Origin of the sequence: Pseudomonas nitroreducens (assembly GCF_024170165.1) — a bacterium.
Classification (GTDB): Bacteria; Pseudomonadota; Gammaproteobacteria; order Pseudomonadales; family Pseudomonadaceae; genus Pseudomonas; species Pseudomonas nitroreducens_C.
The window spans coordinates 54,117-73,503 of record NZ_JALJXP010000003.1 but is presented as its reverse complement, the minus strand read 5'-3'; the positions used below and the strand labels follow the sequence as shown (position 1 = coordinate 73,503).

At 66.7% G+C, this 19,387-nt stretch carries 16 protein-coding genes and 3 tRNA genes; 8 read left to right on the top strand and 11 right to left on the bottom strand.

Annotation, left to right across the window (positions count from 1 at the left end; translation table 11 throughout):
• Positions 1-66 precede the first annotated feature (66 nt).
• Positions 67-876, top strand: coding sequence for a UDP-2,3-diacylglucosamine diphosphatase (locus tag J2T47_RS07335; RefSeq protein ID WP_253444088.1), 810 nt, complete (start codon positions 67-69; stop codon positions 874-876).
• A complete protein-coding gene (locus tag J2T47_RS07330) occupies positions 873-1,904 on the top strand; it encodes a glycosyltransferase family 4 protein (protein ID WP_253444085.1) in 1,032 nt (343 codons plus the stop codon). The genes J2T47_RS07335 and J2T47_RS07330 overlap by 4 nt, the downstream gene beginning before the upstream one ends.
• Here J2T47_RS07330 and J2T47_RS07325 read toward each other — a convergent pair whose 3' ends face one another.
• Positions 1,905-2,153 (bottom strand): hypothetical protein, encoded by a 249-nt coding sequence (locus tag J2T47_RS07325; RefSeq protein ID WP_253444082.1) that lies wholly within the window; start codon positions 2,151-2,153, stop codon positions 1,905-1,907. It lies immediately after the preceding gene.
• Between the two features lie 213 nt (positions 2,154-2,366).
• Between J2T47_RS07325 and J2T47_RS07320 the strand changes: the two genes are divergently transcribed.
• The gene (locus tag J2T47_RS07320; RefSeq protein ID WP_253444079.1) at positions 2,367-3,491 is read left to right on the top strand and encodes a GNAT family N-acetyltransferase; all 1,125 of its coding nucleotides are present in this window, start codon (positions 2,367-2,369) and stop codon (positions 3,489-3,491) included.
• Positions 3,492-3,602: 111 nt separating this feature from the next.
• Here J2T47_RS07320 and J2T47_RS07315 read toward each other — a convergent pair whose 3' ends face one another.
• The 6 genes from J2T47_RS07315 to J2T47_RS07290 all read right to left on the bottom strand — a co-directional run bounded on the left by J2T47_RS07315 (position 3,603) and on the right by J2T47_RS07290 (position 8,843).
• Positions 3,603-4,166, bottom strand: a complete 564-nt coding sequence (locus J2T47_RS07315) for a cytochrome b (RefSeq protein ID WP_253444076.1) — start codon at positions 4,164-4,166, stop codon at positions 3,603-3,605.
• 140 nt (positions 4,167-4,306) lie between these two features.
• Entirely contained in the window at positions 4,307-5,581 is a 1,275-nt protein-coding gene (locus tag J2T47_RS07310) for a virulence factor family protein (protein ID WP_253444073.1), read from the bottom strand.
• A 1-nt stretch (position 5,582) separates the two neighbouring features.
• Positions 5,583-8,216 (bottom strand): bifunctional lysylphosphatidylglycerol flippase/synthetase MprF, encoded by a 2,634-nt coding sequence (mprF, locus tag J2T47_RS07305; RefSeq protein WP_253444069.1) that lies wholly within the window; start codon positions 8,214-8,216, stop codon positions 5,583-5,585.
• Positions 8,217-8,379: 163 nt separating this feature from the next.
• Positions 8,380-8,456, bottom strand: a tRNA-Met gene (locus J2T47_RS07300).
• A gap of 116 nt (positions 8,457-8,572) precedes the next feature.
• A tRNA-Met gene (locus tag J2T47_RS07295) sits at positions 8,573-8,649 on the bottom strand.
• Positions 8,650-8,766: 117 nt separating this feature from the next.
• Positions 8,767-8,843, bottom strand: a tRNA-Met gene (locus tag J2T47_RS07290).
• Between the two features lie 219 nt (positions 8,844-9,062).
• Here J2T47_RS07290 and dinB point away from each other — a divergent pair.
• Positions 9,063-10,121: a DNA polymerase IV gene (gene dinB, locus J2T47_RS07285; RefSeq protein ID WP_367399499.1), complete on the top strand. Its 1,059-nt coding sequence runs from the start codon at positions 9,063-9,065 to the stop codon at positions 10,119-10,121.
• Here the strand turns inward: dinB and J2T47_RS07280 are convergent.
• From J2T47_RS07280 to J2T47_RS07265, 4 genes are all read right to left on the bottom strand, one after another.
• Positions 10,118-10,519 (bottom strand): META domain-containing protein, encoded by a 402-nt coding sequence (locus J2T47_RS07280; protein WP_253444066.1) that lies wholly within the window; start codon positions 10,517-10,519, stop codon positions 10,118-10,120. The genes dinB and J2T47_RS07280 overlap by 4 nt on opposite strands.
• Positions 10,516-10,956 (bottom strand): hypothetical protein, encoded by a 441-nt coding sequence (locus tag J2T47_RS07275; RefSeq protein ID WP_253444063.1) that lies wholly within the window; start codon positions 10,954-10,956, stop codon positions 10,516-10,518. The genes J2T47_RS07280 and J2T47_RS07275 overlap by 4 nt, the downstream gene beginning before the upstream one ends.
• Before the next feature lie 62 nt (positions 10,957-11,018).
• Positions 11,019-12,008, bottom strand: a complete 990-nt coding sequence (locus J2T47_RS07270) for a 2-hydroxyacid dehydrogenase (protein WP_253444060.1) — start codon at positions 12,006-12,008, stop codon at positions 11,019-11,021.
• 16 nt (positions 12,009-12,024) lie between these two features.
• Positions 12,025-14,796: an ATP-binding protein gene (locus tag J2T47_RS07265; protein WP_253444056.1), complete on the bottom strand. Its 2,772-nt coding sequence runs from the start codon at positions 14,794-14,796 to the stop codon at positions 12,025-12,027.
• 127 nt (positions 14,797-14,923) lie between these two features.
• Between J2T47_RS07265 and J2T47_RS07260 the strand changes: the two genes are divergently transcribed.
• The 4 genes from J2T47_RS07260 to rlmD all read left to right on the top strand — a co-directional run bounded on the left by J2T47_RS07260 (position 14,924) and on the right by rlmD (position 19,355).
• On the top strand, positions 14,924-15,634 hold the full coding sequence (locus J2T47_RS07260) for a response regulator transcription factor (protein WP_253444053.1): 711 nt from the start codon (positions 14,924-14,926) through the stop codon (positions 15,632-15,634).
• 1 nt (position 15,635) lies between these two features.
• Complete coding sequence (locus J2T47_RS07255; RefSeq protein WP_253444050.1) at positions 15,636-16,982, top strand: HAMP domain-containing sensor histidine kinase; 1,347 nt, start codon at positions 15,636-15,638, stop codon at positions 16,980-16,982.
• A gap of 101 nt (positions 16,983-17,083) precedes the next feature.
• Positions 17,084-17,983 carry a cysteine synthase CysM gene (gene cysM, locus J2T47_RS07250; protein WP_253444047.1) on the top strand — a complete coding sequence of 300 codons (900 nt, stop codon included), beginning with the start codon at positions 17,084-17,086 and terminating at the stop codon, positions 17,981-17,983.
• Between the two features lies 1 nt (position 17,984).
• On the top strand, positions 17,985-19,355 hold the full coding sequence (rlmD, locus tag J2T47_RS07245; RefSeq protein ID WP_253444044.1) for a 23S rRNA (uracil(1939)-C(5))-methyltransferase RlmD: 1,371 nt from the start codon (positions 17,985-17,987) through the stop codon (positions 19,353-19,355).
• The last annotated feature ends 32 nt before the right edge of the window (positions 19,356-19,387 follow it).

Genomic DNA, 19,387 nt, shown 5'->3' with positions numbered 1-19,387 from the left:
AGTCGGTCACCTTCGCTTCACCGCGCGGGTCGACACTCGGAGAAACCCCACTGGAGGTCGCCGACGATGAGCAGCGCGCAACGCATGACGCCGACGAAGAAACAACGGGTACGCACCCTGTGGATATCCGATGTCCACCTGGGCACCCGCGACTGCCAGGCCGAGCACCTGGCCGGCTTCCTCAAGCGTTACCACGCCGACCGCATCTACCTGGTGGGCGACATCATCGACGGCTGGAAGCTGCGTGGCGGCATCTACTGGCCGCAGGCGCACACCAACGTGATCCGTCGCCTGCTGACCATGAGCAAGCGCGGCACCGAGGTGATCTACGTCACCGGCAACCACGACGAGTTCCTGCGCCGCTATTCGTCGCTGCTGCTGGGCAACATCCGGCTGGTCGACGAGATCGTCCACACCACCGCCGACGGCCGCCAGCTGCTGGTGATCCACGGCGACCAGTTCGACGTGATCACCCGCTACCACAAGTGGCTGGCCTTCCTCGGCGACTCCGCCTACGAGTTCACCCTGACCCTCAACCGCTGGCTCAACCACTGGCGCAGCCGCTATGGCTACGGCTACTGGTCGCTGTCGGCGTACCTCAAGCACAAGGTGAAGACGGCGGTGAACTTCATCAGTGATTTCGAGGAAGCCATCGCCCACGAGGTGCACAAGCGCGGCCTCAACGGCGTGGTCTGCGGGCACATCCACCACGCGGAGATCCGCCAGATCGGCGAGGTGGAGTACCTCAACTGCGGCGACTGGGTGGAGTCCTGCTCGGCGCTGATCGAGCACTGGGATGGCAGTATCCAGCTCTATCGACTGGCCGAGGAGCAGGCGCGCGCCGAGCAGCCCGTGGTGGTCGAGTCGGCGGCATGAGGCTGCTGATCGTCACCGATGCCTGGCTGCCGCAGGTCAACGGCGTGGTCACCAGCCTGAAGGCGCTGGTGGCAGAGCTGGAAGGGCAGGGCCACGTGGTCGGTCTGCTCACCCCGCAGGACTTTCGTCACCGCCCGTGCCCGAGCTACCCGGAGATTCCGCTGGCGTGGGATTTGTGGAAGGTCGGCGAAAAGATCACCGGTTTCGCTCCCGACTGCGTCCACCTTGCCACCGAAGGCCCCCTGGGCTGGGCCGCGCGGCGCTGGCTGATGCGCCGGGGGCTGAAATTCAGCAGCGCCATCCACACGCGCTTCCCGGAGTACGTGAATACCCGCTGGCCCTGGCTGCCGCTGGGCTGGGGCTATGCCTACCTGCGCCGCTTCCACGCACCCAGCTCGGCCGTGCTGGTGAGCAGCGAGCGCATGCGCGGCACTTTTGCCGATCACGCCTTCGATAACCTCGCACTGTGGCGCAAGGGTGTGGATATCCAACGCTTCCAGCCGGGTGCGGGCGCAGCACCGGAGGAGCCGGTGTTCCTCTATGTCGGCCGGCTGGCGCGGGAAAAGAACCTCGAAGCCTTCCTCGCCCTCGACCTCCCGGGACGCAAGCGCGTGGTAGGCGATGGCCCGCAGCGGGCCGAGCTGGAAGCGGCTTATCCACAGGTGGAGTTCCTCGGCTACCGCCATGGCGACGAGCTGGCGGAGGCCTATCGCAGCGCCAGCGTGCTGGCTTTCCCGTCGCTGACCGACACCCTCGGCCTGGTGATGTATGAAGCGCTGGCCTGTGGCACGCCGGTGGCGGCGTTCCCGGTGGCTGGGCCGCTGGACGTGCTGGAAGAGGGCGTTACCGGCGCGATGGACACAGACCTGCGCAGCGCCTGCCTGCGGGCGCTGGAGCTGGATCGCCAGGCCTGCGCGCAGTGGGCGCGTGGGCAGACCTGGCGGGCATCGGCGCAGGAATTCCTGGCGCTTCAGGTGCGCCTGTCGGCGACAACGCTCAGCGAAGAACCCGGCTACGCAAGCGGCTGATCAGAACAGCTGACGGTCGTGGTCCAGGCTCTGGTCCACCAGCCATTTGCCGTGGGCGATGGACGCATGCTGGGCTTTTTCCAGGTCGGACAGGAAGGCGTATTCCACCGGTAGCGTCTTGCGCTTGGTGGTGTGCCCGTCCGGGGCGGTGATATGGCAGCCGGCGGCCCAGGGGGTTGGCAGGCCGGGGTGTTCGACGACATCGGCGGTGATGGTGTACTTGCGGTACTCGCATTGCATCAGGCTCATGGGGCGTCCTCCGGGCGGTTCGCCAGCGCCCCGGAACGGGCGGCTGGCAAGCGGAAGGGTGCCGGCGTTGTGCGCCAGCAAGCCTTGCTCACCCCAACATAGACCACCCGGCAGGCCTTTCTGCCGGATACCGACGAACGCGAATGTCACCTTTGCCGAAGATTTCCCGGCCGAATCTTCCCAATGCCGACGCACCGCGCCAGACTGTCGGCCATGCCAATCCAGACCCTTTCCCGCCTCGCCGAAATCGATGCCCGCCAGTGGGACGCCCTGCTGCCGGACGACCAGCCGTTCCTGCGCCACGCCTTTCTCTCCGCGCTGGAGGAAAGCGGCAGCGTTGGCGGACGTACCGGCTGGATGCCGTCCCATCGCGTGCTGCTGGACGACGATGGCCGCCTGCTGGCTGCCGCGCCGGCCTATCTGAAGAGCCATTCCTACGGCGAGTACGTGTTCGACTGGAGCTGGGCGGATGCCTGCCTGCGCGCCGGCATTCCCTACTACCCCAAGCTGCTGGTGGGCATTCCCTTCACGCCGGTGGGCGGCGCTCGCCTGCTGGGCGCGCCCGCGGCGGCACTGAGCCTGGTCGGCGCATTGGCTGGCGAAGTGGACGAGGGGCATTGCTCCGGTGTGCACGTGAACTTCACCGATCCTGCCGCCGATGCGCTGCTGCGCGATGCCGACGGCTGGCTGGAGCGCCTGGGCTGCCAGTATCACTGGAGCAACCGTGGTTACCGCGACTTCCAGGACTTCCTCGACGCGCTCAGTTCGCGCAAGCGCAAGCAATTGCGCAAGGAGCGCGAGCAGGTCGCCGGACTCGGGCTGGACTTCATCTGGATGGAAGGGCGCGAGCTGTCCGAAGCGCACTGGGACTTCGTCTACGCCTGCTACAGCAGTACCTACGAGGTGCGCGGGCAGGCGCCTTACCTGAGCCGGGCATTCTTCAGCCTGATCGGCGAGCGCATGCCCGAAGCGATCCGTGTGGTCTTCGCCCACCAGAATGGCCGGCCGGTTGCCATGGCCTTCAGCCTGCTGGGTGGCGACACACTGTACGGCCGCTACTGGGGCTGTCTGGCGGAATTCGACCGGTTGCACTTCGAGACCTGTTTCTACCAGGGCCTGGACTTCGCCATCGGCCACGGGTTGAAGCGCTTCGACGCCGGGGCGCAGGGCGAGCACAAGCTGATCCGTGGCTTCGAGCCGGTGATCACGCGCTCCTGGCACCGACTGGGGCATCCGGGGCTGCGCGAGGCGGTGGAGGAATTCCTGGTGGGGGAGAGAGCGGGGATCCTGGCTTACGCCGAAGAGGCCCGCGCGGCGCTGCCGTATCGGCAGGATTGACGCCCATCGGCCAGCTCTGGGATTTCCCTGTAGGAGCGGGCTATGCCCGCGATCGCGCGCGTGGCGCGCTCCTACAGGTGGACTTCGGCGATTGCCGGCAGCGCAGAAACCTTATTCCGGCTTCGCCTCTCCCTTGCCCGGCAGCATGCGCACCAGGGTGTTGTCGCGGCTGATGTAGTGATGGAACAGGGCAGCCAGGGCGTGGAGGCCGATCAGCCAGTAGCCGAGTACGGCGATGGTCTCGTGCCAGTACTTCACCTGCTTGGCCAGGTCCGGGTTCTTGCCCACCAGGTGCGGCAGCTCCAGGCCCCAGAACGGCACCGGCTTGTCGGCGGCGCTGAGGATGATCCAGCCGGCCAGCGGCAGGCCGATCATCAGGCCGTAGAGCGCGAGATGCATCAGCTTTGCCAGGACCATCTGCCAGGCCGGCGGGGCCGGGACGATCGGCGGGGTGGGGTAGATGAAGCGGCCGATGATACGCAGCCAGACCAGCACGAAGACGCTTAGGCCGAACATGAAGTGAAACTGGGAAAACAGCGCACGGGTGTCGCTGCCTTTGGGGAAGTTGGTGCGGTACTCCATGCAGAAGTACGTGGCGGCGATCAGCACCAGCATGATCCAGTGCAGGGCAATGGACAGGCTGCCGTAGCGTGACGGGGACTTGGACAGGCTCATGACGGTTCCTTGTGTGGCTCTTTTTCGTGCGCCGCGTTCTGACGACGGGGCTGTCAGTCTGAGCATAGAGCCTTAAGCGTGCCTGAAAAACCGTGAAGCCAAAGTGAAAGGGCCGCAATGTGCGGCCCTTTTGCTGTCGGTCAGCCTTCGTCGTCGGCTGACTGGCGGGAGCGGATGGCGTTCACCAGCCGCTTGGCCAGGGCTGGATAGTCTTCGTCGAAGTGGTGGCCGCCGGGCAGTTGCAGGTTCTCGCCCACCGACTGCGGCTGAGTACAGCCGCTTTCGTCCTTCTCTTCGATGCCGTACACGCAGAGCACCTTCGGCCCCGGCAGACGAGCCATTTCCGGGCCGGTGGAGGCTTCCTGGCCGGCCTTGCCGAGCCAGCCCTGGACCTCGATCTCGAAGCTGCCGCTGCGGGCGAAGGCCAGCAGGATCACCGAGCTGACGTCCTTCTTGGCGTCCGCCGGCAGGCGATTGTAGATCGCCGGCAGCACGTCGGCGCCGAAGGAGTAACCGGCCAGCACGAAGTGCTTGGCGCCCCATTTCTCGCGGTAGTGCTGCATCAGCAGGGCGAGGTCGGCAGCGCTCTGTTCCGGGGTCTTGTGCTCCCAGAAGTAGCGCAGGGCGTCGACGCCTACCACCGGATAGCCCAGCTCGGCCATCTGCGCGGCGACGTCACGGTCCAGATCGCGCCAGCCGCCGTCGCCCGAGTAGAACAGGGTGACGGTTTCCGAAGGCTTGGCGGCCGGGACTTCCACCACGGGTACGTTGTCGCCGCCACCTTGCAGTTGCTGGCGCAGCTGGTCGGCGAGAACCTTGGGCAGCGGCGTGTCGTAGTCGGTGATCACTGTCTCGGCGTTCTTCAGGCCGCGGGCGAAGCGCGCACTGGCATCGTCCGGGTTGTCGTTCCAGGCGGCCAGCCAGTGGCCGTGGGCGGCAGTCGTCGGCAGCGGGGTAGCGGCGCAGTCGGGCTTCTCCAGGGAGAAGCCGACCGACAGGGCCTTGGCCTTGTCGTCGGTCTGCCCGGCCAGCCAGCGGAAGGCCCAGGCGCTGCCCGGGCCGATGCCGGCGACCAGGGTCGGCTGGCCGTCGAGCAGCTCACCGGCGGCCTTGATGCGAGCCTGCTGGGCGTTGCAGTCGTTTTCCGGGAAGACGAACTGCACCACGCGGGCGCCGCTGTCGTGGGCCAGGGCCAGCAGCTGGCCGTCGTCGAGTTTCTGGTCGGCCTGCACGGCCAGCAGGACCCGGGCGTTCGGTTGCTTGCCGGGGATGGCCAGGGCGACGGCACTGCCGTCGGCGAGCTGGCGGTGTTCGAGGGAAGCCTGGGAAGCCGGGCGGCTCCACAGCAGCAGACCCACGGCGATGATGACCAGCAGGAGGAGGGCGAGCAGGTGTCGCCAGCGTCGTTTCAACATATCAGCGTTTTACCAATCCACTCAGGCCGCCTGCGATGAGGGCGGCCGTATCGGCCAGGGCCACCAGCGGATCCAGTCCGGCGGGCACGGCCAGGTAACGGGGTTCCCAGTCGGGCTGGAACTTGTCCTTGAAGCGCCGCAGCCCCTGGAAATTGTAGAACTGCTCACCCCGGCGGAAAACCAGCGCGCCGAGACGTTGGGTCAGCGGGGCGCCACGGCGCGGCTGCAAGCCGGCCAGTGGCACCATGCCGAGGCTGAAGCGGGTGTGCCCGCTCTCCTTGTAATGCAGGATCAGGCCGAGCATGAGGAACTCCATGGTCAGCTTGGGTGCGTCGGGGGCCACGCGCATCAGGTCGATGCTCGCCAGTTCCTTGCCGGAGGTTTCCAGCAGGTTGGCGAAGGCCACGGCGCGACCCTGGAAGCGGACCACGACGACGCGGAAATAACGCAGGTATTCGGGGGTGAAGCGGCCGAGGGAGAAGCCCTTCTCGCGGACGTTCTTGCCGCCCAGCCAGGCATCGGAGATGGCGCGCAGTTCGTCCATCGGCGCGTTGCCGGCGTCATGGAACTCCAGGCTCAGGCCGTCGCGCTGGCCACGGTTCCAGGTGTAGCGCAGGTCCTTCATCTCCTTGCCCTTGCTCTCCAGGTCGAAGCGGCGCAGGTCGACCCGGGCCTCTTCGCCGAGCTTGAGCGCGGTCAGGCCGATGTCCATGTACAGCGGCAGGTTCTCCGCCCGCACCTGGTAGAACACCGGGCGCGCGTGGTGCAGGTCGCAGAGGTCGCGGAACTGCCAGATCAGTTCGGCGCGGGCCTGCGCCGGGCCGACCGGATCGAACAGCGCCACCAGGCTGCGGCCGCGGCGGGCGTACATCAGGAAGGCGTCGTTGCCCTCGTGGAACAGCAGCGCCTTGTCGCCGGACAGCGCCAGGCCGCCGTCGGGTTGCGCGGAGTTGGCCAGGATACCGGCGGCGATATCGAGGTCTTCGCGGGTTGGCGCGTGGATGGCCGGCGGCGCGGTGCGCAGCAGCCAGTAAAGCGCAAGGGCGGCGAGCAGCAGGCAACTGCCCAGGGCGGCACGCAGGCCACGCGGGGCGTCGGCGTCCAGGGCGAACTGCCACCAGAGTTCGTGGCTGTAGGGCACGTCCTGGTAGGCGAACAGCAGCAGCCAGATCGATGCGGCGATGACGCAGGCGGCGGCGCCCAGGTACAGCGGCGAGAAGGGCAGGTCCATCAGGCGGCTGCGACGGTAGAAGGCGCTGCGGAAGATCACCAGCAGGGCGGCGGTGAAGCTGAGGATCAGCGCTTCTTCCCAGTCGAAGCCCTTGAGCAGCGACAGCGCGGCGCCAGCGATCAGCAGGCCGAGGGTCAGCGCCCAGGCGGCGGAGAGGCGGCGGCGCAGGCCATAGGCGAGCAGCAGGCAGAGCACGCCGATCAGGCTGGCGGCCAGGTGCGAGGCATCGATCAGGCGGTGCGGTACGAGGAAGCCGACTTCGTCCAGGCGGGTGTCGATGGACGGCGTGGCGCCGGAGAACAGCAGTACGACGCCGGAGATGAACACCAGCAGGGAGAGGATCTGCGCGGCGAAGCCGGAGGTGATGCGCACGGCCTGTTTGGCCACCAGCACGCGGCGGGCTTCGAGGAACAGCAGCAACAGGCAGGCGACGATCAGCGGCAGGACCACGTAGATCAGACGATACAGCAACAAGGCTGCTGCCAGTGGCGCGGCGCCCAGCTGGTTGGCGAAGGCCGCCAGCAGCACTGCTTCGAACACACCGACGCCGCCCGGCACATGGCTGAGCACGCCAGCGGCCAGGGCGATCAGGTAGACCAGCAGAAAGGCGCCGAAAGGCGGAGCTTCCGGTAGCAGCAGATAGAGCACGGTGGCGGCGGCAGCCACGTCCAGCGCGGTGATCAGCAGTTGCAGCAGTGACAGGCGCAGACCCGGCAGGCGCAGGGTGCGGCGGCCAAAGCGGACCAGGTGGCTGTCGGGTGAGGGCCGTTCCGGCAGGCGACGGCGCTCGATGCCGACGACCAGCAAAAGGCAGAAGCCGATGATGCCCAGTGCCAGCACCGCCACCAGCCACTCCGGCAGGTGCAGGGCCAGGGAGGCGTCAGAGAGGTCGCTCAGTGCGGCGAGTGCGGCCAGTACCGGCAGCGCGCAGCCCAGCGACAGGCTGGCGAACAGCGTCATCAGCGCAACGTCGCCGGCGCCCAGCCCCTGGCGGGCATAGAGGCGATAGCGCACCGAGCCACCGGAGAGCATCGACAGGCCGACGGCATTGCCGATGGCAAACGCGGAGAAGCCTCCGGTCAGCAGCGCCGGGGCGGGCAGCTTTACGCCGGCGAAACGGCTGGCCGACCATTCATAACCGAGCAGGAAGACGAAGCCGACCACGGTGGCGGCAAAGGCGCCGAGCAGTGAGGTGGTCGGCACGTCGAGCAGCGCGTCGTGCAGGGAGTAGGCATCGATGTCGCGCAGCAGGTGATAGCAGGCGATCAGTGCGAGGCTGAACAGCACCAGGGTCACGCCCAGGCCGAGTGCCTGGCGGTTGGCGTTGACCCAGCTGAGCCAGGTCGCTCGGCTGGGAGCTTCCTCGGCGGCAGGGGTATCAGGTGTGGCGGGGTTGGCGCTCATCGGGCACCTCAATCGATTTAGCGCGACAGAGTAGGGGCACTGACGCGAATTCCCAAGTCCCCGGAAGAGTATTTTCCTGATCCGTGAGACGCCACCCGTGGGCGACCATTTTTTGCGCACAACGAAAAAAGCCACTCCTAAGAGTGGCTTTCTTCTTGATGTCTGGTTGCGGGAGCAGGATTTGAACCTACGACCTTCGGGTTATGAGCCCGACGAGCTACCAGACTGCTCCATCCCGCGGCGGCAATTCTACGGATATGAAGGTCCGTGTCAAACGATATTTCGTTTTCGATCAATAATTTAAACGCGCGCAAACGAAAAAGGGCCACTCCGAAGAGTGACCCTTTTCCTGTGTCTGGTTGCGGGAGCAGGATTTGAACCTACGACCTTCGGGTTATGAGCCCGACGAGCTACCAGACTGCTCCATCCCGCGGCGGCCATTCTACTCGGGTGAAAGGTCTTGTCAATCGATATTTCGCTTTCGATCAATAATTTAAATCGCGCGCAAACGAAAAAGGGCCACTCCGAAGAGTGACCCTTTTTCTGTGTCTGGTTGCGGGAGCAGGATTTGAACCTACGACCTTCGGGTTATGAGCCCGACGAGCTACCAGACTGCTCCATCCCGCGTCGGCCATTCTACGCCGATGGAGCGGCGTGTCAACGAAAAACGGGAAAAAGTGATTTTCTATCAGATATTTAGCTACGACGAGCGGCAGCGGGGCGGTTGCCCGAGGGTGGGATTTTCCGGGCTGTGGATAACCGGAGTGGCGGCTTTTTGCATTACCATGGTCGGGTTTTCCGCTGCCCTTCCGGGCGGCTTCCGATGGTGATGCAGGCGCCTTCTTCGTGACTCGGCAGAGAAAGATCATCCACATCGATTGCGACTGCTTTTACGCCGCCATCGAGATGCGCGACGACCCCAGCCTCGCGGGAAAACCACTGGCCGTGGGCGGCTCGCCGGACAAGCGTGGGGTGGTCGCGACCTGCAATTACGAGGCGCGCGCCTACGGGCTGCATTCGGCCATGGCCATGCGCACGGCGGTGAAGCTGTGCCCGGACCTCACCATCGTGCGCCCGCGCATGGACGTCTATCGCGAGACTTCTCGGGATATCCACGCAATATTCCGCGACTATACCGAGCAGATCGAACCACTGTCCCTGGACGAGGCCTACCTCGACGTCAGCGACAGCGATCGCTGCGGCGGCAGCGCCACGCGGATCGCCCAGGAAATTCGCCAGCGCGTCTGGGAAACCCTGCACATCACGGTGTCCGCCGGGGTGGCGCCGAACAAGTTCATCGCCAAGATCGCCAGCGACTGGCGCAAGCCCAACGGCCTGTTCGTGGTCACGCCTGACGAGGTGGATGGTTTTGTCGCCGACCTGCCGGTAAAGAAGCTGCATGGCGTGGGCAAGGTCACCGCCGAGAAGCTGGCACGTCTGGGGATCCGTACCTGCGCGGACCTGCGCGACTGGTCGCGCATCCAGCTGGCCAAGGAGTTCGGCAGTTTCGGCGAACGGCTCTGGGGCTTGTCGCGGGGTGTCGACGACCGTCCGGTGCAGGTGGACAGCCGGCGCCAGTCGATCAGCGTGGAGAACACCTTCGACCAGGACCTGCCGGACCTGGCGGCCTGCCAGGAGGAGTTGCCGTCGCTACTGGGCGAGCTGGAGCGGCGCATGACGCGCCTGGACACCAGCTACCGGCCGGGCAAACCTTTCATAAAGCTGAAGTTCCACGACTTCACCCAGACCACCCTGGAGCAGGCGGGCGCCGCGCGGGACCTGGAAAGCTACCGGTTGTTGCTGGGGCAGGCCTTCCAGCGCGGCAATAAAGCGGTGCGGCTGATCGGCGTGGGCGTGCGCCTGGTCGATCTGCGCGGCGCCCACGAGCAGCTCAGCCTGTTCTAGCCGCGTTCGGGCCACATGCGCATGGCGCGGCCGCTGGCCGGCCACAGGCGCAACTCGCCTTCCTCGGTGATATCCCAGCGCTGCACGTCGCCGAGCATCTTGAGGAACTGCTGCTCCTGCTCCATCACCCGGTCGGCGCACAGCTTGCGGGTGGCGCCGGGCTGGCCGAAGGTCAACTGGTCACCCTCGAGCTTGTAGCTGGCAAACCAGTGGTTGCAGCCGGCGCTGCCGTAGGCGCGGCCGTTGCCGTCCAGGGTCAGGCTGATGTGCGTGTAGTCGATCAGCGGGTGCTCGCCGACCCATTCCACGCGGTAGGTCTGCTCCGCTTCGGGAACCGGCTTGCTCGCGCAGCCGGCCAGGGTCAGCGCGGTGCAGGCGCTGGCGATCAGGGCTTTCATGCAGTCTCCTTGCTCTGGCAATCCGGGCAGAGGTGGCGGTTGCCAGCCTTGGCCCATCCGAGTTCGGCGATGCGCTGCTCGGCGGCGGGCTGCTGGGCAGCCTTGCCGAGGGTGGCATCGACGGCGAATTCGAAGTCCAGTGTAGCCGCGCAGCCGTCGCAATTGACCTTCCACTCGTGGATACCCAGTTCACGAAACACCGGTCCCTTGGCCACGGCCATCCACTGCCCCGGCGGGTTGATCAGGTGGCGGACCTTTTCCACTGCCAGGGTCATGCTCAGGCTCTTGCTGCCCTTGAGGCTGACCAGCAGGGTGTCGCCGGCCTTGATCGAGCCACCGATGCCGGTGACCTGGTAGCGGCCCGGAGTCAGCGCGCGGCACTCGTTGAGGGTGAATTGCGGGTTGAGCAGGGTGTAGCGGAAATCGTGCTGGGCCATGGGTCCTCCGGGAAAGCGCGGCATTCTAGGGCGCGTGGCGTGCGGATGCGAGCGCCTTCTGCTCAGTTTTTCACCAGGTTGACCGGATTGCCGGCCCGCCAGGCAGCGATGTTGGCCAGGGTGGTCTGGGCGATTCCGGCCAGCGCTTCGCGGGTCAGGAAGGCCTGGTGCGCGGTGATGATCACGTTGGGGAAGGTCAGCAGTCGCGCCAGCACGTCGTCCTGCAACGGCTGGTCGGAGCGGTCGGCGAAGAAGATGTCGGCTTCCTCTTCATAGACGTCCAGGCCGAGGTAGCCGAGCTGGCCGCTCTTCAGCGCCTCGATCAGCGCCGGGGTGTCGACCAGTGCGCCACGGCCGGTGTTGATCAACATGGCGCCGCGCTTCATGCGTTCCAGGCTGCGGGCATTGATCAGGTGCTTGGTCGCGTCGTTGAGCGGGCAGTGCAGGCTGAGGATGTCGGACTGCGCGAGCAGTTCGTCCAGTTCGACGAAGCGCCCGCCCAGTGCCTCGATGGCGTGGTTGGGATAAGGGTCGCAGGCCAGGATGTGGCAGCCGAAGCCGCTCATGATGCGGGCGAAGACTTCGCCGATCTGCCCGCTGCCGATGATCCCGACTGTGCGCCCGTGCAGGTCGAAGCCAGTCAGGCCGTGCAGGGAGAAATCGCCTTCACGGGTGCGGTTGTAGGCGCGATGCAGGTGCCGGCACAGCGCCAGGACCAGTCCTACGCCATGTTCGGCCACCGCGTGGGGCGAATAGGCCGGTACGCGCACCACGGCCAGACCCAGCGCATGGGCGGCGGCCAGGTCGACATGGTTGTAGCCGGCCGAGCGCAGGGCGATCAGTTTCGTGCCGCCGGCCGCCAGGTGCTCCAGCACCGGGTGCGACAGGTCGTCGTTGACGAAGGGGCAGACCACTTCGAAGCCCATGGCCAGGGCGACGGTGTCCTCGCGCAACTGCGCCTGCTGGAAATGCAGCTCGAAGCCGAGGCCATGGTTGGCAGCGAGGAAGCTGTCGCGGTCGTAGGTCTGGTTGCTGAACAGGATGATGCGCATCGATTGAATTCCGTCTTCAGTGCGTCTGGCCGGCTTCGACTTCCAGGAGGCCTTCGGTCGCTTGTGCCAGCTCGGCCATGGCCTTGTCCAGCTCATCCAGTGCGGCCGGGCCGTCCGGATCGTTCTGCTTGAGCAGCGTCTCGGCGCGCTGGCAGGCCGCGCGCAGCATCGGTACGCCGCAGTAGCGGGTGGCGCCGTGCAGGCGGTGGATGCGTTCGAGCAGGCTGTTGCGGTCGTTGCGCTCGCGGGCCTGGCGGATCACCTGGCGGTCGGCGGACAGCGAAGCCAGCAGCATGCCGAGCATGTCGGCGGCCAGCTCCGGTTTGCCGGCGGCCAGGCGCAGGCCTTCTTCCGGGTCCAGCACGCTGAGGCCTTCCAGGGAAGACTGGGCCTGGCGCGGACGCTCGTCGCGCGGTTCACCCAGCGCCAGGCCGGTCCACTTGAGGATCACCTGGACCAATTGGCGCTCGTCGATCGGCTTGGTCAGGTAGTCGTCCATGCCGCCCTGCAGCAGGGCGCGCTTCTCGTTGGCCAGGGCATGGGCGGTGAGGGCAATGATGGGCACCGGGCTGACCTCGCGGTCGCTTTCCCAGTGGCGAATCGCCTCGGTGGCCTGGCGGCCGTCCATGATCGGCATCTGCACGTCCATGAACACCAGGTCGAAACGCTCGCGCTGCACCGCTTCGACAGCGGCCAGGCCGCTATCCACCGCGACCACTTCGGCGCCCATGTCGCTCAACAGGGTCTTCACCAGCAGCAGGTTGGCCGGGTTGTCATCGACGCAGAGCAGACGCGGCGGGCGTTCCAGTCGACCGTTGACGGATTTTTCCCTGCGGGTGGGGCGCAGGTGCAGCAGTTCGTTCATCGCCTGCTGCAGCTTGCGTGTGCAGGCGGGTTTGCTTTGCACCTGGGCGTCGGGCAGCACGTCGTTGTAGTGCGCCTGTTCAATGGTCGGACAGAGCACCAGGCTCTTGCAGCCGTACTGTTCCAGCTCGCGGATGGACTGCCGCAGCGCCTCGGGCGGATGGTCGGCGGCGGTCACGCCGAGCAGTGCCAGGGTGATCGGCGCCTGGTCCGCCTGCCCGGCCAGCAGGGTCTTCTCCAGCGTGACGAGGTCAGGGAACTCGGTGACTTCCAGGCCGCAGTCTTCCAGTTGGTGGTGCAGCGCGGTGCGGGTCAGTTCATGGGGCTCGTACAGCGCCACGCGCAGGCCGCCGGCCATGGCGTGGGGCAGGTCGTCGCCGTCGTCGCGGGCCTTGGGCAGGTTGAGGCTGATCCAGAACTCGGAACCGTCGCCGGCGCTGCTTTCCACGCCGATCTCGCCACCCATCTGTTCGATCAGGCGCTTGGAGATCACCAGCCCCAGGCCGGTGCCGCCAGCCTGGCGCGACAGCGAGTTGTCGGCCTGGCTGAAGGCCTGGAACAGCGCGCGCAGGTCGGCGTCGGTCAGGCCCACGCCGGTGTCCTGCACGCTGATGCGCAGTTGCGCGCGGTCGTCGCTCTCGTCTTCGAGCATGGCGCGCACGGCGATGCTGCCGTCGTGGGTGAACTTGATGGCGTTGCTCACCAGGTTGGTCAGCACCTGCTTCAGGCGCTGCGGGTCACCCACCAGCTGCAGCGGGGTGTCGCGGTAGATCAGGCTGACCAGCTCCAGGTGCTTTTCGTGGGCGGCGGGGGCGAGGATGGTCAGGGTGTCCTGGATCAGCTCGCGCAGGTTGAACGGGATGTTCTCCAGCACCAGCTTGCCGGCCTCGATCTTCGAGAAGTCGAGGATTTCGTTGATGATCCCCAGCAGGCTCTCGGCGGACTTGTGGATGGTGCCCAGGTAGTCCTGCTGGCGGCTGGTCATCTCGCTCTTCTGCAGCAGGTTGGTGAAGCCGAGGATGCCGTTGAGCGGGGTGCGGATCTCGTGGCTCATGTTGGCGAGGAACTCGGACTTGATCCGGCTCGCCTCCAGGGCCTCCTTGCGCGCCAGGTCCAGTTCGATGTTCTGGATCTCGATGGTCTCCAGGTTCTGCCGCACGTCCTCGGTGGCCTGGTCGATGTTGTGCTGCATTTCCTCCTGGGCGCTCTGCAATGCCTCGGCCATGCGGTTGATGCCGCCGGCCAGTTCGTCCAGTTCGTGGCTGCCCAAGGCGGGCAGGCGGGTTTCCAGGCGGCCTTCCTTGAGCTGGGCGACCCCCTGGGCGATCTGCCCCAGCGGCGCGTTGATCGCGCGGCTCATGCGCAGGGCGAGGAGGGCAGTGACCGCCAGGCCCGCGCCGATCAGCAGCAGGCTGGTGAACAGGCTGCGGTAGCCGCGCAGCAGGGTGCCGTGGTGCGAGAGTTCCAGCTCGACCCAGCCGAGCAGCTTCTCGGCGTCTTCGTCCGGGTCGCCGGACAGGCTGCGGTGTTTGCCCAGCACCGGCAGGAGGAAGTGGGTGGTGTCCAGGTTGCTCGCCATGCTCAGGTGCGAGCCGTCTCCACTGGGCATTGGCGTCAGTATGCTGGGGCCGGCGTGGACGAGCTTCTCGCGGTCCGGGTTGAGGAAGGTGACGGCGCGCACGTCCGGCTGGTCCAGCGCTTCGTTGGCGATGCGCTCGAGCAGCTCGTTGTTGTGGTTGGCCATGGCCGGGGCGGACAGCGGCGCCAGTTGCTCGGCGATCAGTTGCCCGCGCTCGATCAACTGGGCGTGCATGTCCGACAGCTGCACCCAGGTGAAATAGCCGCCCAGTACCAGCGCCAGCAGGCTGGTGGGCAGCAGGGTGAGCAGCAGTACCCGTCCCTTGATGCCGAGATCCTTGAACACGCGCTTCCTCCGATGCGTTTATCCCCGGCAGTGTAGCGGTTCAGACCATCGTCGGAAGCCCTTTGCCTTGCCGGGAGCGCGCGGAATCGTGAATACTTCACGCAATTGCTAATCAGTCTTATTTAATATGAATGCCATCGCTTCATCCGGCCTGCGCCTGCTGACCATCGAGGACGACCCGACCCTGGGCGCCCATCTGTCTTCCCATCTGAGCGAGCGCGGCTTCGCGGTCACCTGGTGCCAGGATGGCGACGAAGGCCTGGCCCAGGCGCGCGGCGGCGACTACGACCTGGTGCTGATGGACATCATGCTGCCCGGCACCGGCGGTCTGGACATCCTCCGTACCCTGCGCCGCGAGCGCGCGGTGCCGGTGATCCTGATGTCCGCCCTGGGCGCCGAGCAGGACCGCATCGCCGGTTTCTCCCAGGGCGCCGACGACTACCTGCCCAAGCCTTTCAGCCTCGCCGAGCTGAGCGTGCGGGTGGATGCCGTGCTGCGCCGCGTGGCGCTGGAGCGCGGTAGCCAGTCGATGATGCCAGCGCCGACCGGGCTGCAGATGGATCCGCAGAAGGACGACGTCGGCCTCGATGGCCAGTGGGCGGGCCTGACCGGCACCGAGTACCGCCTGCTGGAAACCTTCCTTGGCAGCCAGGGCGAGACCCTGAGCAAACCCTTCCTTTATCAGCACGTGCTGCACCGCGCCTTCACCGCCCACGACCGCAGCCTGGACATGCACGTCAGCCACCTGCGCCGCAAGCTGCAGGCCATCGGCTACGTCCGCCACCAGCTGCATACCGTGTGGGGCAAGGGCTACGTGTTCGCCGAGGCCGAGGACTGAGATGCCTGGCCGCCACTCGCTGTTCTGGAAGCTCGCCGTCGCCCTGGTGGTGCTGTGCCTGTCGGTGATCTGGCTGTCCTGGAACTGGGGCAAACAGATGGAGCGCGACAGCTACTTCCTCTCCGAGGCGGCGCGGCAGGTGCTCGCCGGCTATGCCGACGAAGCCCAGCAAGCTTGGCGTACGGGCGGGGCGGCGGGTGTCGATGCCTGGCTGACGCAGATGAAGCAGCGCGAGCCGGTGTGGATGGTCGTGGTCGATGCCCGTCTGCAGTCGCTGGGCACGCAGCCGCTGCCCATGGAGGACGTGGCGCACCTGACCTTCCAGCGTGGGCTGGACTGGCCGGTGAGCTCGCGCTCGGTCACCTTGCCGTACATCGGCATTCCCTTTCCGGACGAGCCGGGCGCTGGCCGGCTGGTGGTGCAGCTGCCGCAGCGCTACCTGCCTGGTGGCCTGACCTTCCTGCGCCAGTCCATCAGCCACGCGCTGGTGCCGGCGATCCTTGCGCTGATGCTCTGCGGGCTGATCTATCGCCGACTGGTGCGCCCGCTCGGCCGTCTGCGCGAACACGCCAACGCCCTGCAGGCGGATAACCTCGGCTCGGTCGCCGGCCCGGAACTGATCGCCCGGCGCGACGAGCTCGGCGAGCTGGGTCGCGCGCTGGATCACATGGCCGAACGTCTGCGCGGCCATGTCGGCCTGCAGCGCCAGTTGCTGCGCGATCTGTCCCACGAGCTGCGCACGCCGCTCAGCCGCCTGCGGGTCGCCGGCGACAGCCCGATCAGCGAAGCCGCACTGCGCCAGCGCGTGGAGCGCGAAGTGGAAGTGATGCAGCGCCTGGTCGCCGACACCCTGGAATTGGCCTGGCTGGATACCGAGCGCCCGCGCGTGGAGCTGGAAGAGATCGACCTGCGCTCGCTGTGGGACCTGCTGGTGGACGATGCCTGCTTCGAGGCGGGCTGGAGCACCGAGCGCTTCCTTTATCAGGTGCCGTCGGACTGCCGCGTGCGCGGCCATCTCAACGGCCTGGCCCAGGCCCTGGAAAACCTGCTGCGCAACGCCATCCGTCACTCTCCGGAAAACGGCCGCATCCGTCTGAGCGGCCGGCGCGAGTCCGCTGGGTGGCACCTGTGGCTGGAAGACGATGGTCCCGGTGTGGCGGAAAGTGACCTGGAGCGCATCTTCCTGCCCTTCACCCGGCTCTCCGATGCGCGCACCGGCGAAGGCTTCGGCCTGGGCCTGAGCATTGCCCGCAGCTCGCTGCGCATGCAGGGCGGCGAGCTCTGGGCGGACTGCGCCGAAGCGGGGCTGCGTGTGCACCTGCGGCTACCCGATGCGGCGGCGGCCTGAGCGGGCGCCGGCCCCTGTACACGGCTTGTTAGGAAGTTTCGTATGGCGGGGCGACTTTTGCCGGTATCATAGGGCGCCCTGTTCCAGATCCGAGTGCTTCCATGACCGTGCAGTACCCGACTATCGCCGATTGCGTCGGCCATACCCCGCTGGTGCGCCTGCAGCGCCTGGCCGGGGAAACCTCCAACACCCTGCTGGTTAAACTCGAGGGTAACAACCCCGCGGGTTCGGTGAAGGATCGCCCGGCGCTGTCGATGATCACCCGTGCCGAACTGCGCGGCGACATCAAGCCCGGTGACACGCTGATCGAAGCCACTTCCGGCAACACCGGCATCGCCCTGGCAATGGCGGCGGCGATCAAGGGCTACCGCATGATCCTGATCATGCCCGACAACTCCACCGCCGAGCGCAAGGCCGCCATGACCGCCTACGGCGCCGAGCTGATCCTGGTGACCAAGGAGCAGGGCATGGAAGGCGCCCGCGACCTCGCCGACCAGATGGCGCGCGAAGGCCAGGGCAAGGTGCTCGACCAGTTCGCCAACGGCGACAACCCGATCGCCCACTATCACTCCACCGGCCCGGAAATCTGGCAGCAGACCGGCGGCGAGATCACCCATTTCGTCAGCTCCATGGGCACTACCGGCACCATCATGGGTGTGTCGCGCTACCTCAAGGAGCAGAACCCCAACGTGCAGATCGTCGGCCTGCAGCCGATGGAAGGCTCGGCCATCCCCGGCATCCGCCGCTGGCCGCAGGAATACCTGCCGAAGATCTTCGATGCGACCCGAGTCGACCGCGTCGTCGACATGCAGCAGACCGAAGCCGAGGACGTGATGCGCCGGCTGGCCCGCGAAGAGGGCATCTTCTGCGGCGTGTCCTCCGGTGGTGCGGTGGCGGCCATGCTGCGCCTGTCCCGCGAGCTGGAAAACGCGACCCTGGTGGCGATCATCTGCGACCGTGGCGACCGTTACCTGTCCTCGGGCGTGTTCGACTCCAACTGACATGGCCAAGCAGAGATCCGGCCTGCGCTTCCAGCCCAGCGGCGGAGCGCGCAGCCCTGCGGTACCGGTGGGCAAGAAGCAGCGCCTGAATATCGAGCGCCTGGCCCACGACGGCCGCGGCATCGCCCACATCGACGGGCGTACCTGGTTCGTCGACAACGCGCTGCCGGGCGAGTCGGTGGAAGCCCGCGTGCTGTCCGCCCGCGCGCAGATCGTCGACGCCCGTAGCGAACGTATCCTCACCGCCGCCGCCAACCGCCGCGCCGAGCCTTGCCCGGTGGCAGGTACCTGTGGCGGCTGCAGCCTGCAGCACCTGTCCCATGCCGATCAGCTGGCGCTCAAGCAGCGCACCCTGGCGGAGCAGCTGGAGCGCTTCTCCGGCCTGGTCCCGCAAGAGTGGGCCGCACCGCTGGTCGGGCCGGAATTCGGCTATCGCCGTCGTGCCCGCCTTGCCGTGCGCTGGGACGTCAAGGCCAAGCGCCTGGACGTCGGCTTCCGCGCCGCCGCCAGCCAGGCCATCGTCGCCTTCGACGACTGCCTGGTGCTGGTGCCCGAGCTGCAGGTCCTCGCCCGCGAGCTGCCGGAGTTGCTGCGTGGCTTCGCCAAGCCGCAGTCGCTGGGCCACGTCGAGCTGTTCCACGGTACTGCCAGCGCGCTGTTGTTGCGGCATATCGAACCTTTGTCCGATAGCGACCGCGCGCGACTGCTGGAATTCTGTTCGGCACGGGATGTGCAGCTGTGGTTGCAGGGTGACGGTGAACCGACGCTTTGCTCCGATGCTGCAGAAAACAGTGGGAACCGCGAGCTCGGCTTCCGGCTCGAAGCCTGGAATCTGACCCTGGCCTACCGCCCCGGCGACTTCGTTCAGGTGAACGAGCCGGTGAACGAGGCAATGGTTGCCCAGGCGCTGGACTGGCTGAAGCCGGGCAGCGACGAGCGCGTGCTGGACCTGTTCTGTGGCCTGGGCAACTTTGCCCTGCCGCTGGCGCGCCAGGTGCGTGAAGTGGTCGGCGTGGAAGGCGTGCAGACCATGGTCGAGCGCGCCGCCGCCAACGCCCGGGCCAACGGCCTGGTCAATACCCGGTTCCATCAGGCGGACCTGACGAAACCGCTTGCCGACGCCCTCTGGGCGGCGGAGGATTTCACCGCCGTGCTGCTCGACCCTCCGCGTGACGGAGCCTTCGAACCGGCACGGCAGATGCGTTCACTGGGCGCGGAGCGGGTACTCTATGTGTCCTGCAACCCGGCGACCCTGGCGCGCGATGCTGGCGAGCTGGCCCGACAGGGCTATCGTCTGAAGCGCGCCGGCATTCTCGACATGTTCCCGCAGACGGCCCATGTCGAGGCCATGGCTTTGTTCGAGGCAGGCTAGGACGGCCTGCGCAATCCGACCGGCCCAAGCAA